The organism is Agromyces sp. NPDC055658 (assembly GCF_053618155.1).
Window position 1 is genome coordinate 1 of the sequence record NZ_JBSHHD010000029.1, and the last position, 16,314, is coordinate 16,314.

At 70.3% G+C, this 16,314-nt stretch carries 16 protein-coding genes; 13 read left to right on the plus strand and 3 right to left on the minus strand.

The annotated features are described in order from the left end of the window. Positions 1–25: 25 nt before the first annotated feature. From pdxT to ACWGPE_RS13950, 11 genes are all read left to right on the plus strand, one after another. Positions 26–598: a pyridoxal 5'-phosphate synthase glutaminase subunit PdxT gene (pdxT, locus tag ACWGPE_RS13900; protein WP_452048929.1), complete on the plus strand. Its 573-nt coding sequence runs from the start codon at positions 26–28 to the stop codon at positions 596–598. Between the two features lie 73 nt (positions 599–671). After that, positions 672–1,385 carry a hemerythrin domain-containing protein gene (locus ACWGPE_RS13905; RefSeq protein ID WP_275506906.1) on the plus strand — a complete coding sequence of 238 codons (714 nt, stop codon included), beginning with the start codon at positions 672–674 and terminating at the stop codon, positions 1,383–1,385. 70 nt (positions 1,386–1,455) lie between these two features. Then, positions 1,456–1,992 (plus strand): DUF1697 domain-containing protein, encoded by a 537-nt coding sequence (locus ACWGPE_RS13910; protein WP_231430869.1) that lies wholly within the window; start codon positions 1,456–1,458, stop codon positions 1,990–1,992. A 111-nt stretch (positions 1,993–2,103) separates the two neighbouring features. Further along, positions 2,104–2,859 carry a YebC/PmpR family DNA-binding transcriptional regulator gene (locus tag ACWGPE_RS13915; protein WP_231430870.1) on the plus strand — a complete coding sequence of 252 codons (756 nt, stop codon included), beginning with the start codon at positions 2,104–2,106 and terminating at the stop codon, positions 2,857–2,859. 10 nt (positions 2,860–2,869) lie between these two features. Further along, positions 2,870–3,499, plus strand: coding sequence for a crossover junction endodeoxyribonuclease RuvC (gene ruvC / locus ACWGPE_RS13920; protein WP_231430871.1), 630 nt, complete (start codon positions 2,870–2,872; stop codon positions 3,497–3,499). After that, complete coding sequence (gene ruvA, locus ACWGPE_RS13925; protein WP_231430872.1) at positions 3,496–4,119, plus strand: Holliday junction branch migration protein RuvA; 624 nt, start codon at positions 3,496–3,498, stop codon at positions 4,117–4,119. The genes ruvC and ruvA overlap by 4 nt, the downstream gene beginning before the upstream one ends. After that, positions 4,116–5,183 (plus strand): Holliday junction branch migration DNA helicase RuvB, encoded by a 1,068-nt coding sequence (gene ruvB, locus ACWGPE_RS13930; RefSeq protein ID WP_231430873.1) that lies wholly within the window; start codon positions 4,116–4,118, stop codon positions 5,181–5,183. The genes ruvA and ruvB overlap by 4 nt, the downstream gene beginning before the upstream one ends. Positions 5,184–5,255: 72 nt before the next feature. Further along, the gene (gene yajC / locus ACWGPE_RS13935; RefSeq protein WP_231430874.1) at positions 5,256–5,666 is read left to right on the plus strand and encodes a preprotein translocase subunit YajC; all 411 of its coding nucleotides are present in this window, start codon (positions 5,256–5,258) and stop codon (positions 5,664–5,666) included. Between the two features lie 192 nt (positions 5,667–5,858). Further along, complete coding sequence (secD, locus tag ACWGPE_RS13940; RefSeq protein ID WP_231432322.1) at positions 5,859–7,481, plus strand: protein translocase subunit SecD; 1,623 nt, start codon at positions 5,859–5,861, stop codon at positions 7,479–7,481. Continuing rightward, complete coding sequence (secF, locus tag ACWGPE_RS13945; protein ID WP_231430875.1) at positions 7,481–8,500, plus strand: protein translocase subunit SecF; 1,020 nt, start codon at positions 7,481–7,483, stop codon at positions 8,498–8,500. Before secD ends, secF begins: the two co-directional genes overlap by 1 nt. A 76-nt stretch (positions 8,501–8,576) precedes the next feature. Beyond that, positions 8,577–10,829: a RelA/SpoT family protein gene (locus tag ACWGPE_RS13950; protein ID WP_275506907.1), complete on the plus strand. Its 2,253-nt coding sequence runs from the start codon at positions 8,577–8,579 to the stop codon at positions 10,827–10,829. Positions 10,830–10,851: 22 nt separating this feature from the next. Here the strand turns inward: ACWGPE_RS13950 and ACWGPE_RS13955 are convergent, their stop codons facing one another. The 3 genes from ACWGPE_RS13955 to ACWGPE_RS13965 all read right to left on the minus strand — a co-directional run bounded on the left by ACWGPE_RS13955 (position 10,852) and on the right by ACWGPE_RS13965 (position 13,958). Further along, a complete protein-coding gene (locus tag ACWGPE_RS13955) occupies positions 10,852–11,469 on the minus strand; it encodes a hypothetical protein (RefSeq protein ID WP_275506908.1) in 618 nt (205 codons plus the stop codon). Between the two features lie 97 nt (positions 11,470–11,566). Further along, positions 11,567–12,799, minus strand: coding sequence for a DUF349 domain-containing protein (locus ACWGPE_RS13960; RefSeq protein WP_231430877.1), 1,233 nt, complete (start codon positions 12,797–12,799; stop codon positions 11,567–11,569). Positions 12,800–13,040: 241 nt separating this feature from the next. After that, positions 13,041–13,958 (minus strand): peptidylprolyl isomerase, encoded by a 918-nt coding sequence (locus tag ACWGPE_RS13965; RefSeq protein ID WP_308191644.1) that lies wholly within the window; start codon positions 13,956–13,958, stop codon positions 13,041–13,043. Here ACWGPE_RS13965 and ACWGPE_RS13970 point away from each other — a divergent pair. Next, positions 13,957–15,345 carry a replication-associated recombination protein A gene (locus ACWGPE_RS13970; RefSeq protein ID WP_452048915.1) on the plus strand — a complete coding sequence of 463 codons (1,389 nt, stop codon included), beginning with the start codon at positions 13,957–13,959 and terminating at the stop codon, positions 15,343–15,345. The two genes, ACWGPE_RS13965 and ACWGPE_RS13970, sit on opposite strands and share 2 nt — an antisense overlap. A 233-nt stretch (positions 15,346–15,578) precedes the next feature. Next, complete coding sequence (gene rpsD, locus ACWGPE_RS13975) at positions 15,579–16,202, plus strand: 30S ribosomal protein S4 (RefSeq protein ID WP_231430879.1); 624 nt, start codon at positions 15,579–15,581, stop codon at positions 16,200–16,202. Positions 16,203–16,314: the final 112 nt, after the last annotated feature.

Sequence of the window (16,314 nt, forward strand, 5' to 3'; positions counted from 1 at the left end):
GGCCACGGCCGGACCCCGCGTCGGCGTGCTCGCCCTGCAGGGCGACTTCCGCGAGCACGCGCACGTGCTCGCCGCGCTCGGTGCGCGCGTCACGCTCGTGCGACGTCCCGAAGAGCTGGCCGAGGTCGACGGCCTCGTGATCCCCGGCGGCGAGTCCAGTGTGATGGACAAGCTGTCGCGAACGTTCGGCCTCGCCGCTCCGCTCAAGGCCGCGATCGCCGCCGGACTGCCGGTCTACGGCACGTGCGCCGGCCTCATCATGCTCGCCGACACCGTGCTCGACGCGATCGAGGGGCAGCAGTCCCTCGGCGGCCTCGACGTCGTGGTGCGGCGCAACGCCTTCGGCTCGCAGAACCAGTCGTTCGAGACCGACCTCGCGATCCCCGAACTCGGCGACGCGCCGGTGCACGCCGTGTTCATCCGCGGGCCGGTGGTCGAGTCGGTCGGTCCCGCGGCGACCGCGCTCGCGACGCTCGACGACGGCCGGGTCGTCGCGGTCGAGCAGGGGAGCCTCCTCGGCACGAGCTTCCACCCTGAGATCAACGGCGAGCACCGCTTCCACGAGTACTTCCTGTCGAAGGTGCGAGCGCGCGTCTGAGCCCCGAACGGGGGAGCGGTTCTCAGTGCCGGCACCGATTCCGGCGGCGGGATGCGTCGATAGCGTCGCCCGCATGACCAGACGACTGCCGAGCACCGGGGCCGACGACCGCATCGTCGACGAGACCGGGTGCGACACGAGCGACATCTTCCTCATCCACCGCATCTTCCGCTGGGGGTATCGCGAATTGCCGAAGGCCGTGCGCGAGGTCCCGGCGGGCGACGTCCGTCGCGCCGAGACCGTCGCGCAGGCGGTCGACCGGATCGACCAGGGCCTGCACGTCCATCACGAGGGCGAGGACGAGCTGCTCTGGGATCGCCTCGAGCGGCGCGAGCCAGGGTGCTCGATGCACGTCGACGTGATGAAGGCGCAGCATGCGCAGGTCGCCGAGCTGCTCGCACTCGTCGACCCGATCGTCGCCGAGTGGCGCACGACGGCCGATCCGGCGACGGCCGAGCGGCTCGCCGCGGCGCTCGACGACGTCGGCTCGACCCTCGGCGTGCACCTCGGCCGAGAGGAGGCGGACATGGTGCCGGTCGCCGCGCGGGTGCTCAGCCAGGCCGAGTGGGAGGAGATCGGCGAGCACGGACGCAGGGCGCTGCCGAAGGACGCGATGCCCGTCCAGCTCGGCCTCATGATCGACGCCGTGCCGACGGCGGAGCGTGACGAATGGGTGCGCTCGAACCTGCCCGCGCCGATCCGCCTGCTCTGGGTGCTGCTCATGCGCCGCAAGTACACGGCGTGGCAGCGTGAGCTGTTCCCGGAGGGGATGCCCGCGCTCGTGTGAGCCCGTGCCCGGTCGCCGGGCGCGGCGGCGCGCGCTCCGCCCGTCGGCGGCGCGCGCTACGCTCGCCCACGTGAGCGAATGGATCGCCCTGCTGCGCGGGGTCAACGTGGGCGGCATCACCGTGCGGTCGGCCGAGCTCGCCGAGCTCTTCAGGGGGCTCGGCTTCGATGCCGTGCGCACCGTGCTCGCGAGCGGCAACGTCGCGTTCTCGACGGGCGCGGCGGGCGAGGCGGATGCCTCGGCGCTGAAGTCGACCATCGAGCGGGCGCTCTCCGATCGGTTCGGGTACGAGGCGTGGATCGTGCTCGTCTCGCGCGACGAGCTCGAGCGGGTCATCGCATCGTTCCCGTTCGACGACGAGCGCGAAGGCTGGCACCCGTACGTGGTCTTCTCGTCGTCGCAGGCCGCGCTCGACGAACTCTTCGCGGCGGCCGTCGGGGTCGATGCGGCCGACGACGTCGTCGCCCCGGGCGACGGGGTGCTCTACTGGCACAACCGTCGCGCACGCGGGGTCGACAGCGCGTTCTCGAAGGTCACGGCGAAGGCGCGGTTCAAACCGAGCATCACGACGCGCAACCTGCGAACGCTGCGCAAGCTCGCCGCGTGAGCACGGAGCGCGGGCGAGACATCCGGACCGTGCGCCCGAGCGCGACCCGCGCGCTCGACTAGAATGAACCGTCGGCGGGCGCCCCCGCCGAGAAGTCGATACAGGAGCAGCATGTCCGGGCATTCCAAGTGGGCGACGACCAAGCACAAGAAGGCCGTCATCGACGCGCGTCGCGCGAAGTCGTTCGCGAAGCTCATCAAGAACATCGAGGTCGCGGCCAAGCTCGGCGGCGCCGACCTGAACGGCAACCCGACCCTGTACGACGCGGTGCAGAAGGCCAAGAAGACCTCGGTGCCGAACGACAACATCGATCGCGCGATCAAGCGCGGCGCGGGCATCGGCGGCGAAGCCGTCGAGTACCTCAGCATCACGTACGAGGCCTACGGCCCGTCGGGCGTCGCCCTGATGGTCGAGGTGCTGACCGACAACAAGAACCGTGCCGCCGCCGAGGTGCGCACGGGGCTCAACCGCAACGGCGGCACGCTCGCCGACCCCGGTTCGGTCGCCTACAACTTCACCCGCAAGGGCGTCATCGTCGTCTCGGGCGAGGGCACCACCGAGGACGACGTCATGATGGCGGCGCTCGAGGCGGGTGCTGAGGAGATCGAGCCGCACGCGCAGGGCTTCGAGGTCATCACCGACCCGTCCGACATGGTCGAGGTGCGCAAGGCGCTGCAGGAGGCCGGCCTCGACTACGAGTCGGCCGACATCGAGTTCGTGCCGAACCTCAAGGTCGAGATCGACGCCGACACGGCGCGCAAGGTGTTCCGCCTGATCGACGCGCTCGAAGACAGTGACGACGTGCAGAACGTCTACAGCAACTTCGACCTGACGCCCGAGGTGCAGGCCGAGCTCGAGGCGGAGTAGGTCGATCGCCATGCGGGTGCTCGGCATCGACCCCGGGCTCACCCGCTGCGGCGTCGGCGTGGTCGACGTCCAGGGCGACCGCACGGCGCGGCTGGTCGACGTCGTCGTGCTGCGGTCGCCGACCGACGCGCCGATCGAGCGTCGCCTCGCGCGCATCGCCGACGGGCTCGAGGCGATCTTCGACGAGCACCGGCCGCAGGCGGTCGCGCTCGAGCGGGTGTTCGCCCGGTCCGACGTGTCGACGATCATGGGCACGGCGCAGATCTCGGGCGTCGCGATGCTCATCGCTGCGCGCCGGGAACTGCCCGTCGCGCTGCACACGCCGTCCGAGGTGAAGGCCGCGATCACCGGCTACGGCCGCGCCGACAAGAAGCAGGTCGGGGCGATGGTGGCGCGCATCCTGGGGCTCGAGGCGGTGCCGAAGCCCGCCGACGCCGCGGATGCGCTCGCGCTCGCGATCTGCCACGCCTGGCGCACCGGCGGCGTCGCGGGGGCGGCCATCCGCGAGGAGGCGCTCGGTCGCGCGCGGGGCGGCGCGGCGACGGCGGATGCCTCGGCGCTGACCCCGGCGCAACGCGCGTGGCTCGCCGCGGAGCGCTCCGCCGCCGTGTCGGGGGCGGCCCGTAGGGTGAAGGAGTGATCTCCTCTCTCCGTGGGCGCGTGCTCGCCGCCGCCGGCAGTTCCGTCGTCATCGACGTGGGCGGCGTCGGCTTCCAGGTCAACACCACCCCGGCGCTCGTACTCGCGAGCCGCGAGGGGCACGAGCTCGCGGTGCACACCTCGCTGATCGTGCGGGAAGACTCGCTGACCCTCTTCGGGTTCGGCACCCGCGACGAGCTCGACGTGTTCGAGCTGCTCATCGGCGTGACCGGGGTCGGCCCGAAGTCGGCGCTCGGCGTGCTGTCTTCGCTCTCGCCCGAGCAGGTCGCCGAGGCCGTGCACCGCGAAGACGATGCGGTGTTCCGCAAGGTCAGCGGCATCGGGCCGAAGACGGCGAAGCTCATCACGGTCTCGCTCGCGGGCAAGCTCGCGGCGCCGGCCGCTCGCCCGACGACGGCGCCGGTCGCATCGGGCGGCGTCGCCGAAAGCGTCCTCGCAGCGCTCACCGGGCTCGGGTGGTCCGAGCGGGTGGCCGCAGAGGCACTCGACGAGACGCTCGCCACGGCGGGCGAGGTCGAGTCCACGTCGGTGCCGACCCTCCTGCGACTGACGCTCGCCCGGCTCGGTCCGGCCCAGCAGTCGGGGAGGGGCGGTCGATGAGCCGCCCCGGTGAAGACCTCACCGACCCCGGGCTCGCGTCGGAGGCGGAACTCGCGTTCGAGGGTGCGCTGCGACCCCGGAGCCTCGCCGAGTTCGTGGGGCAGACCCGCGTTCGCGGCCAGTTGCAGCTGCTGCTCACCGCGGCGACGCTCCAGCAGCGTACTCCCGACCACATCCTGCTCGCGGGGCCGCCCGGGCTCGGCAAGACGACGCTCGCGATGATCGTCGCCCACGAGGGCGGCCGCCCCCTGCGCATGTCGAGCGGTCCGGCGATCCAGCACGCCGGCGACCTCGCCGCGATCCTGAGCTCGCTCGTGCCGGGCGAGGTGCTGTTCATCGACGAGATCCACCGCATGGCGCGGTCGGCCGAAGAGATGCTGTACCTCGCGATGGAGGACTTCCGCATCGACATCATGGTCGGCAAGGGCGCCGGTGCCACGTCGGTGCCGCTCGACCTCGCTCCGTTCACGCTCGTCGGGGCGACGACGCGCGCGGGGCTGCTGCCGAACCCGCTCCGAGACCGGTTCGGCTTCACGGCGCATCTCGAGTTCTACGACGAGTCGGAGCTCGAGCAGGTGCTCGGCCGCGCCGCCGAGCTGCTCGGGCTCGACATCGATCGCGCGGCTCTCGCGGAGATCGCCGGCCGATGTCGCGGCACGCCGCGCATCGCGAACCGCCTGCTGCGCCGGGTGCGCGACTACGCGCTCGTGCACACGTCGTCGGGCTCGTTCGACGGCACCGGCCGGGCAGACATCCAAGCCGTGCGCGCTGCGCTCGAGCTCTACGACGTCGACGCCCTCGGCCTCGACCGGCTCGACCGCGCGGTGATGGAGACGATCCTCACCCGCTTCGGCGGCGGCCCGGTCGGCCTCAACACGCTCGCGGTGTCCGTCGGCGAGGAGGCCGAGACGATCGAGGCGGTCGTCGAGCCGTTCCTGGTGCGCATCGGCCTCATCACACGCACGCCGCGGGGGCGGGTGGCGACCCCTGCGGCCTGGCGGCACTTCGGGCTCTCCGAGGGCGTCGAGAGTGCGGCAGCGGTCCTTCCGATCGATGACCTATAATCCTTTGAGGCGTCACCCTCAACGCCACTCGACTTCGTGCGCGAAGCGCACCCCGGAAGGTATTTCACCCTCATGACGTTCGATCCGATCACCATCATCATGCTCGCCGTCCTGGCGGTGCTGATCTTCTTCATGTTCCGCAACTCGCGGAAGCGCCAGGCCGACGCGAAGGAGATGCAGTCGAAGGTCCAGCCCGGTGCGCAGGTGATGACGAACTTCGGCGTCTTCGGCACCATCCTCTCGATCGACGAAGACGAGAACCAGGTGCTGCTCGAGACCTCGCCCGGCACGATCCTGACCGTGCACCGCCAGACGATCGCGCGCGTCGTGGAGCCGACCGCGGTCGCTGACGAGTCCGCGACGACCGATGACGGCGAGCCGGAGTTCGGCGAGCGCGTGTCGGAGGCGCCGGCCGACGAGACGCCGAGCGACACGTCGGGCACCGACCAGTCGAACACCGACGAGACGCCCGACACCAAGTAGTCGGCGGCTCAGACTCACCCAACGAGGCTCGGCCCGCGCGATGTCGCGCGGGCTCCTGCAGAGAAAGCAGAACACGTGGCTGCACCATCGAAGCGGTCATCCCGGCCGACGCCCGTCCGCAAGGCATGGCGATCCCTCATCTGGCTCGGGGTCATCATCGCCCTCCTGTTCGGCATCAACGCGGCCGGCGTGATGTGGGGCGGCGGCTCGTGGACGCCGAAGCTCGCCCTCGACCTCGAGGGCGGCACGCAGATCATCCTCGCGCCGAAGCTCGAGACGGGTGACACGGCGTCGCAGGAGCAGCTCGACCAGGCGGTGTCGATCATCCGCCAGCGCGTCGACGCGTCCGGTGTCGCCGAGGCCGAGATCAACACCGAGGGCCAGAACATCGTCGTTCGGATCCCCGGTGAGCTCGACGACCAGACCCGTGCTCGCATCGAGCAGTCCGCGAAGCTCGAACTGCGCGCGGTGCTGCTCGCCGATGCGGCGACGAACCAGACGATCGACCCGAGCGCGAGCCCGTCGCCGACCGAGGCCCCTGCGGAGGAGCTCGAATCGACGCCGACGGCCGTGCCGACCGACGGCAGCGACCCCGCGTGGATCACGCCCGCGCTGCAGGAGGAGTTCGATTCGTTCGACTGCTCGCAGATGGACGAGACCGACGCGAGCGTCGCGCCGGCCGACGAGCCGCTCGTCACGTGCGACGTGACCCGCACGGCGAAGTACCTGCTCGGCCCCGTCGAGGCGAGCGGCGAGAACATCGTCGACGCGACGAACGGCATGGTCACCACGCAGACCGGTGCCTCCACCGGCCAGTGGGCCGTGAACATCACCTTCGACGAGAAGGGCACCGACGAGTTCGCCAAGGTCAGCACGCGGCTCTTCGCCCTGTCGGGGCAGACGCCGCGCGACCAGTTCGCGTTCGTGCTCGACGGCGCCGTCCTCACGGCGCCCGCGATGAACGGCGCGATCACCGACGGTCGCCCGCAGATCACCGGCAGCTTCACGCAGGAGTCGTCGAAGGCCCTCGCCGATCAGCTGAAGTTCGGTGCCCTGCCGATCAGCTTCACGGTGCAGTCGTCCGACACGATCTCGGCGACGCTCGGCTCCTCCCAGCTCCAGTCGGGGCTCGTCGCCGGTCTCATCGGTCTCATCCTCGTCGTGATCTACACCCTGTTCCAGTACCGCGCGCTCGGCTCGGTGACGATCGCGTCGCTCATGATCGCGGCGCTCATCACCTACCTGATGATCACGATCCTGTCGTGGCGCGAGGGCTACCGACTGTCGCTCGCCGGCATCGCGGGTCTGATCGTCGCGATCGGCTTCACCGCCGACTCGTTCATCGTGTACTTCGAACGCGTGAGAGACGAGTTGCGCGACGGCCGTCCGCTCGTCGGGGCGGTCGAGGCCGGGTGGAAGCGCGCCTTCCGCACGATCCTCGCCTCGAAGGGCGTCAACCTGCTCGCCGCGATCGTGCTGTTCATCCTCGCGGTCGGCAGCGTGAAGGGCTTCGCCTACACCCTCGGCCTCACGACGATCATCGACGTCGTCATCGTCATCCTGTTCACGCACCCGATGCTGCAGCTGCTCGCGCAGACGAAGTTCTTCTCGAGCGGCAACCCGTGGTCGGGTCTCGACCCGAACGCCCTCGGCGCCGTGTACCGCGGTCGTGCCGAGTTCCGCAAGCCGACGGCCCTGCCCGCCAAGAAGGCCGCATCGAGCGCCAAGGAGGCGCAGCGCCGGCAGACGATCGCCGAGCGCAAGGCGGCCGCCGTCGGGGCCGGCAGTACCGAGAACGAGGGGAAGGACTCCTGATGGCGAACCGTCTCACGACCTTCGGTAACGACCTCTACACCGGCAAGCGTTCGTTCAACTTCGTCGGCGGCCGCAAGAAGTGGTTCACGATCGCCGGCGTGATCGTCCTGCTCTCGGTCGTCATCCCGCTCCTGACCGGCGTGAACTTCAGCATCGAGTTCCGCGGCGGGTCGCAGTTCCAGATCTCCGGCGTCGACAACGCGACGGCGCAGCCGGCGATCGATGCGGTGGAATCGGTCGTCCCCGACACGACCACCAAGGTGACCATCGTCGGCGACGTCGGCGTTCGCGTGCAGACCGACCAGCTCTCGCAGGACGACTCGCACGAGGTCGCCTCGGCGCTGGCCGAGGCGTACGACGTGCCCGAGTCCGAGGTCACGACCTCGTTCGTCGGCCCGAGCTGGGGCGCGGACGTCACGCGCCAGGCCGTCGTCGGCCTCATCGCGTTCGTGCTGCTGGCCGCGCTCGTCATGGCGTTGTACTTCCGCACGTGGAAGATGTCGCTCGCCGCGATCCTCGCGCTCATGGCCGACCTCGTGATCACGACGGGCGTGTACGCCGCGGTCGGTTTCGAGATCAGCCCGGCGGCGATGATCGGTATCCTCACGATCCTCAGCTACTCGCTGTACGACACGGTCGTCGTGTTCGACAAGATCCGCGAGAACACCGCCGAAGACGGGCAGGAGTCGCGGCGCACCTTCGCCGAGTCGGTGAACCTCGCGGTCAACCAGACCCTCGTTCGCTCGATCAACACGAGCGTCGTGGCCGCCCTCCCGGTCGCGTCGATCCTGTTCATCGGTGCGGGCGTGCTCGGTGCCGACACCCTGCGCGACATCTCGCTCGCACTGCTCATCGGCATCCTCGTCGGCACCTGGTCGACCGTCTTCCTCGCGGCGCCACTGTACTCGTTGCTCCGCGAAGGCGAGCCCGAGATCAAGCGCCACGACCAGAAGGTCCTCAAGGAGCGGGAGCGCGCGGGGTCGTCGGCGAGCACGGTCGAGGCGCTGCCCAGCGCATGACGTTCGCCCCCGGCGTGCGCCCTCGTGCACGCCGCACCCTCCGGAGCGGTGATAATTGAGTTCTGGAGGTGCGCGGGTGACGGAGACCGGGGTCAATTCGACGGCGTCGCTGCGCCGTCTCGTGCCGCGGATCTTCTCCAAGGCGCAGCCGTCGGGTGCGGTCGACACGCTCATCCGCACGGTGCGCATGCACCACCCGAAGGCCGACGTCGCGCTCATCGAACGCGCGTACACGGTCGCCGATCGGGCGCACGAGGGGCAGAAGCGCAAGAGCGGCGAGCCGTACATCACGCACCCGATCGCCGTCGCGCAGATCCTCGCCGACCTCGGCATCGGCTCCAAGACGGTGGCGGCGGCGCTGCTGCACGACACCGTCGAAGACACGGCATACACGCTCGACGAGGTGCGTGCCGACTTCGGCGATGAGATCGCGATGCTCGTCGACGGCGTGACGAAGCTCGACAAGGTCAAGTACGGCGACTCCACCCAGGCCGAGACGGTGCGCAAGATGATCGTCGCGATGTCGAAGGACATCCGCGTGCTGATCATCAAGCTCGCCGACCGACTCCACAACGCACGCACGTGGGGCTTCGTGCCGGCCGAGAAGGCGGCGCGCAAGGCGACCGAGACGCTCGAGATCTACGCGCCCCTCGCGCATCGCCTCGGCATCCAGGCGATCAAGTGGGAGCTCGAGGACCTCTCGTTCGCGGTGCTCTACCCGAAGCTCTACGCCGAGATCGAGAGCCTCGTGAAGCAGCGCACCCCGCAGCGCGAGGAGTTCGTGCAGAACGTCATCGACCTCGTCAATGACGACCTCAAGGCTGCGAAGATCCGCGGCAAGGTCGTCGGGCGTCCGAAGCAGTACTACTCGATCTACCAGAAGATGATCGTGCGGGGCCGCGACTTCGACGAGATCTACGACCTCGTCGGCATCCGCGTGCTCGTCAACTCGGTGCGCGACTGCTACGCCGTGCTCGGTGCCATCCACGCCCGCTGGACCCCGCTGCCCGGCAGGTTCAAGGACTACATCGCGACTCCGAAGTTCAACCTCTACCAGTCGCTGCACACGACGGTGATCGGGCCGAAGGGCCGCGCGGTCGAGATCCAGATCCGCACGCACGACATGCACCAGCGCGCCGAGTACGGCGTCGCCGCGCACTGGAAGTACAAGGAGCAGACGACCGGCAAGTCGGCCGGCGGTCCGGCGCTCGCGAACGAGACCGACATGGCCTGGCTCGCCCACATCTCCGACTGGCAGGCCGAGACGGCCGACCCGGGGGAGTTCCTCGATTCGCTCCGGTTCGAGATCGGTGCGAAAGAGGTGTACGTGTTCACGCCGAAGGGGCGTGTGATCGGCCTTCCCTCAGGAGCCACGCCGGTCGACTTCGCGTACGCGGTGCACACCGAGGTCGGCCACCGCACGATGGGCGCCAAGGTCAACGGGCGACTGGTCCCGCTCGAGAGCGAGCTGTCGAGCGGCGACGTCGTCGAGGTGTTCACCTCGAAAAACCCCGACTCCGGCCCGAGCAAAGACTGGCTCGGGTTCGTCAAGAGTCCGCGCGCCCGCAACAAGATCCGGCAGTGGTTCACGAAGGAGCGCCGCGACGAGGCGATCGAGCAGGGCCGCGACGCGATCGCCCGCGCGATGCGCAAGCAGAACCTGCCGCTCCAGAAGCTCATGAGCCAGGAGTCGTTCGCCGAGGTCGCCGCGCAGCTGCACTACGACGACGTCTCCTCGCTCTATGCGGCCGTCGGCGAGGGGCACGTCTCGACGCAGTCGGTGCTCGAGAAGGTCGTCTCGCTCGTGCGCGACATCGACGACGTCGACGAGCCCGACCTTCCGCTGCCGGCCCGTTCGCGGCCGCTTCCGCGACATTCCGACTCCGGAGTGCTCGTGCGCGGAGCGCCCGACATCCTCGTCAAGCTGGCTCGTTGCTGCACGCCCGTGCCGGGCGACCAGATCGTCGGCTTCATCACCCGAGGTGCCGGCGTCTCGGTGCACCAGGCGAACTGCCACAACGTGCAGTCGCTCATGCGCGAGCCGGAGCGGATGATCGACGTCGAGTGGGCGCCGAGCTCGAAGAGCGTCTTCCTCGTGCAGATCCAGATCGAGGCGCTCGATCGATCGGGCCTGCTCTCCGACGTGACGCGCGTCCTCTCGGAGCACCACGTCAACATCCTCTCGGCGAACGTCTCGACGTCGACCGACCGTCTCGCGCTCAGCCGCTTCGTCTTCGAGATGGGCGACACGACGCACCTCGACCGGGTGCTGAACGCCGTCCGCCGCATCGACGCCGTCTACGACGTCTACCGCGTCAGCGACGGCTGAAGCGTCAGCGACGGCCGAACCGTCAGCGACGGCCGAACCGCGCCGAGGACGGTTCGCGCGCGAACTCCGCACGCAGCCTCCCCTCGACGCGTACCGCCGTCTCGGCGCGGCCGAGGCGCTCGAGCGCTCGGGCACGGTGCGGCAGCCGGTGTGCGTCGGCGAGACGATCGCGCACCCGTCCGGCGAAGCCGTCGCGAGCGGCGATCATGCGCGCCAGCACCTGCTCGACCGGCTCGTCGCCGATCGTCGGATCGCGCAGCAGGTCGAACGCCGTGCGCACGTCGTCGGTGCACGCGATGCCGTCGTGGCGCACGATCTCGTCGTCGCCGATCGACACCTCGCGGACCACCGCGGCACGGGCGGAGACGACGGCGACGCGGGCCTCGTGCGGCACGCAGAACTGCGCGACCTCCGGCGGAGCGTCGAGCGCGCCGTGCACCCAGGCCGCTGACAACCGCTCGATGATGAGTGCGCGGGGCGCGCGGCGGGCGACGACCGCCGCGCGCAGGCTCGGCAGGTCGGGTTCGTCGATCGGCGCCCAGGCGTCGTCGATATGGAAGAGCTCGCCGTCGATGCGGGCCGCGCACAGCTCGGCGAGCGGCAGGTCATCGGTGCCGAGCACTGCGGGAAGTCGCGCCATCACCCCATGCTGCGGTATCCGCGGTGCCGGAAACGGGCGATCGGCCGTCCTGTGGAGAACGGCCGATCACACGTGGATGTCGCGGAGGAGTCGAACCTCAGCCGCCGACGGCCTTCAGCCAGGCACGGCGAGCCTCGAGCGCCTCGCGTGCCTCTGCGGCGGCCTTGTCGTCGCCGGCCGCCTCTGCGGCGGAGAGCTCGGACTCGAGCTTCTCGATCGCCTCCTGGAGCTGACCGAGCATGCCCTCGGAACGCGCCTTCTTCTCGGGGTCCTCGCGCTGCCAGCGCTCGTCCTCCAGCGAGCGGACATGGTTCTCGACCTTGCGGAGGCGATCCTCGATCGGGCGGACCTGATCGCGGGGGACGCGGCCGATCTCGTCCCACTGGCGCTGGATGCGGTTGAGCGCGGCGCGCGCGGGCTTCGGGTCCTTCTCGCCGAGCAGGACCTCGGCCTCGGTCAGGAGCACGAGCTTCTCGTCGAGGTTCGCGCGGTACGCCTCGTCCTCCTTCGCGTCGATCTCGGCCTTGGCGTCGAAGAGCACGTCGCCCGCGGCCTTGAAGCGTGCCCAGAGCTGGTCGTCGAGCTTCTTGCCGGCGCGTCCGGCCAGCTTCCACTCGTCGAGGAGACTGCGGTAGTCGCCGACCGCGTCGGCGCCGCGCGGTGCGAGCGCCTCGGCGCGCTCGATGAGTCGCTGCTTGCGAGCGCGCACATCGCGGTGGCTCGCGTCGAGCTCGGCGAAGAAGGCCTTGCGATGCTGCTCGATGGTCGAGCGTGCGGCGCGGAACCGCTTCCACAGGTCGTTCGCCTCGCCCTTGGGAAGCCGGGGGCCCTCCTGCTGGTGGCGCTGCCAGCTCGCGAAGAGGGCGTCGAGCTCTGCGGAGGTCTGCTTCCACTGGGTCTTCGCCGGGTCTTGAGCAGCGAGCCGCTCGGCCTGCTCGACGATGCGCGTGCGCTCGGTGATCGCCTCGCCCAGCGCCGCCTTCGCCTCGGCCTGCTGCTGTTCGGTGAGCTCCTTCGTCGTGCCCGAGAGGGCCTCGAGCCGACGGGAGAGTGCGTCGAGGTCGCCGACCGCGTGGGCATCGGCGACGGAGTCGGTGAGCGCAGCCACGGCCTTCGCCACGTCGGCCGCGGGCGCGCCGCGACGCACGCGCTGCTCGAGCAGCGTGACCTGACCGGCGAGGTCGGCGTACTTGCGCTCGAAGTACGCGAGCGCCTCCTCAGCCGTGGCATCGGGGTACTGGCCGACCTCGCGTTCGCCGTCGCTCGTGCGGACGAAGACGGTGCCCGTCTCGTCGACGCGGCCCCACGGTTGCTGATCTGATTCGGTCACGGCCTCACCCTGTCGTAGGTCGGATGCCGCCATCGGCGGCGATGCTGCGGTCAAGCCTACTGAGCGGCGGACACGGGCTGTGCCGCCGCGTCGTAGGTCGGATGCCGCCATCGGCGGCGATGCTGCGGTCAAGCCTACTGAGCGGCGGTCACGGGCTGCGCCGCCGCGTCGTAGGTCGGATGCCGCCATCGGCGGCGATGTGCTGTCAAGCCTATTGCACCGGTCGAAGACGGCGCCGCGCTCACTCGATCGTGACGGAGGTGATCGTCGTGGGGACGGTCGGGGCGCCGTCGGACGCTCCATCGGCCGGTCCGGCATCGGTGATGCCCGCCCGCAGCTCGTCGAGCCCGCTCGTCACCCGACCGATCACCGTGTACCCGCCGTCGTCGGTCGGGAGCGTCGTGTCCTCGTAGACGATGAAGAACTGGCTGCCCTGGCTGTACGTGTTTCCGGGCTGGCGCGCCATCGCGATCGTGCCGGCGGGGTAGACCCCGTCGGCCGGCGCGTTCTCGATGGGGCCGTAGCTGTAGCCCGGGCCACCGCTGCCGTCGCCGTTCGGGTCGCCGCACTGCAGGACCCAGATCGAGTCCTTCGTGAGTCGGTGGCAGCTGACGCCGTCGTAGAAGCCCGACTGGATGAGGCTGATCTCGCTCGACACCGCCTGCGGTGCCGCGGCGCCGTCGAGCTCGACCCCGAGCGGGATCTCGTTGAGCGTCAGCGTCCCGGTCCAGGTCCGGTCCTCGGCCAGGTCGGCCGAGGGCACGTCGCCCTGGTTCTCGCCGGCGGCGGCCGACGGCGTCGGCGTGGCCGAGGCCTCGGGCTCCGGGCTCCCCGGGCCGCCGTTGAAGAAGAAGAGCTGCGCACCGACGGCGAGGGCCAGCACGACGACGAGCGTGATGCTCGCGATGACGTTGTCGCGCGTGCGACGCCGCTGCTTGCCGGCGTGCACCTCTTGCCTGGCCTGGTAGGTGCGGAGGCGTGCGCGTTCCTCGCGTGCCTGACGGTCGTTCGATGCCACGCCTGCTCCTTCTCGGCCGACCCCCTCGTGGGAGTGCTGCTGCGAGCCGACTCTACAAAAGCCCTCGGGCGTGCACCAATCGCCGCGCTGCACGGCGGCGCAGAAGGCGGTGTCGGATGCCGCGGCTACGCTTGATCGCATGGTGGATTCCGGCCCGGGACTGCGCTCGGGCGCGACCCCGCTCGCAGTGCGCATGCGCCCGACTAGCCTCGACGAGGTCGCCGGGCAGCGGCATCTGCTGACCCCCGGTTCGCCGCTCGTGGCGCTGGCCGGCGATCGCACCGGCGAGAGCGGGTCGGTGTCGGTCATCCTCTGGGGGCCTCCCGGTACGGGCAAGACGACGCTCGCCCAGGCGATCGCCCGATCGTCGGGGCGCAAGTTCGTCGAACTCTCCGCCGTCACCGCCGGCGTGCGCGACGTGCGCCAGGTGATGGAGGAGGCCCAGGCCAGCCGCGACCTCTACGGCATCTCCACCGTCCTCTTCCTCGACGAGATCCACCGCTTCACGAAGGCGCAGCAAGACGCATTGCTGCCGGGCGTCGAGAACGGGTGGGTGATCCTCGTCGCCGCGACGACCGAGAACCCGTCGTTCTCGGTGATCTCGCCGCTGCTGTCGCGGTCCCTGCTGCTGACGCTCGAACTCCTGAGCGACGACGATCTCGGTGTGCTCGTCGACCGTGCCGTCGCCGATCCGCGAGGGCTCGCGGGCAAGGTCGTGCTCGACCCCGAGGCGCGAGCGGCGATCGTGCGGCTCGCCTCGGGTGACGCCCGTCGAGCGCTCACCGCGCTCGAGGCCTCGGCGATCTCCGCCGCGGCCGAGCCGGCCGTGGCGGCGGAGACGTCCGACGGCGACTCCGAGTCGGGGGAGCGCGAGGCCGAGGCATCCTCGCCGGTCATCACCGCCGATGTGGTGGCGCGCGCCGTCGACCGGGCGCTCCTGCGCTACGACCGAAACGGCGACGAGCACTACGACGTGATCAGCGCCTTCATCAAGTCGGTGCGCGGCAGCGACGTCGACGCTGCACTGCACTATCTCGCGCGCATGATCGAGGCGGGCGAAGACCCGCGGTTCATCGCGCGCCGCATCATCGTGCTCGCCTCGGAAGACATCGGCCTCGCCGACCCGCAGGCGCTCGGCGTCGCGGTCGCCGCCGCCGACGCGGTGCAGTACATCGGCATGCCCGAAGGGCGCATCCCGCTCGCGCAGGCCGTGGTGCACCTCGCAACGGCGCCGAAGTCGAACGCCGCGTACCTCGGCATCGACCAGGCCATCGCCGACGTGCGCGCGGGCAAGGCCGGGCGAGTGCCGAAACACCTGCGCGATGCGCACTACCCGGGGGCGAAGCGGCTCGGGCACGGCAAGGGCTACCGGTATCCGCACGACGACGCGATCGGCGTCGTCGCGCAGGAGTACCTGCCCGACACCCTGCGCGGCGCGGTCTACTACGAGCCGACCGAGCACGGCAACGAGCGCGAGGTCTCCGCACGCCTCGCGAAGATCCGGCGCATCGTGCGCGGCGAGCGCTGAGTCGGGGCGCCGGCGGGCGTCGCGAGACGGCAGCGCCCTCGAGGTCGACGCGCCCCCGGCGTGATACGATGGTCGCTGGCCTGAAGCCAGATCCTCGAGCGCGGCTGCGAGAGGGTCACCGGCGAGTGGGTGCGATCTGTAGCCGATCCACCCCTGGCGAATCCCTCTGACACAGATCTGCGGCGCACGAACGCGCCGCGGGTTTCACTTGAGATTCTTCCGAAAGGACATTCGTGTCGAACCGTTCCCGCAGCAAGACCCGCCTCTCCCGTGCGCTCGGCGTGGCCCTCACCCCGAAGGCCGCCCGCTACATGGAGAAGCGCCCCTACGCTCCCGGTGAGCACGGCCGCACCAAGCGCAAGGCCGACAGCGACTTCGCGGTCCGTCTGCGCGAGAAGCAGCGCCTGCGCGCCCAGTACGGCATCCGCGAGAAGCAGCTGAAGATCGCCTACGTCGAGGCCAAGCGCACCGCCGGCCAGACGGGTGAGAACCTGGTCGAGCTGCTCGAGATGCGCCTCGACGCGCTCGTGCTGCGCGCCGGCTTCGCCCGCACCATCTCGCAGGCCCGCCAGTTCGTGGTGCACCGCCACATCCTCGTCGACGGCCAGCTCGTCGACCGCCCGTCGTTCCGCGTGAAGCCGGGCCAGCTCGTGCACGTGAAGACCCGCAGCGAGGGCACCGAGCCGTTCCAGGTCGCCGCCGCCGGCGGTCACGCCGACGTGCTCCCCAAGGTTCCGGGCTACCTCGAGGTCGAGCTCGACAAGCTCCAGGCCAAGCTCGTCCGTCGCCCGAAGCGCGCCGAGGTCCCCGTGACCTGTGACGTCCAGCTCGTCGTCGAGTACTACGCGGCTCGCTGACGCAGGCTGCACCGAACAGGGGTCGCGGGGTTTCCCGCGGCCCCTGTTCCGCATTCGGCGGGCGGCCCGGCCCGCGCCACTAGACTGATCCGAGGCGTGCCGAGCGCCATGG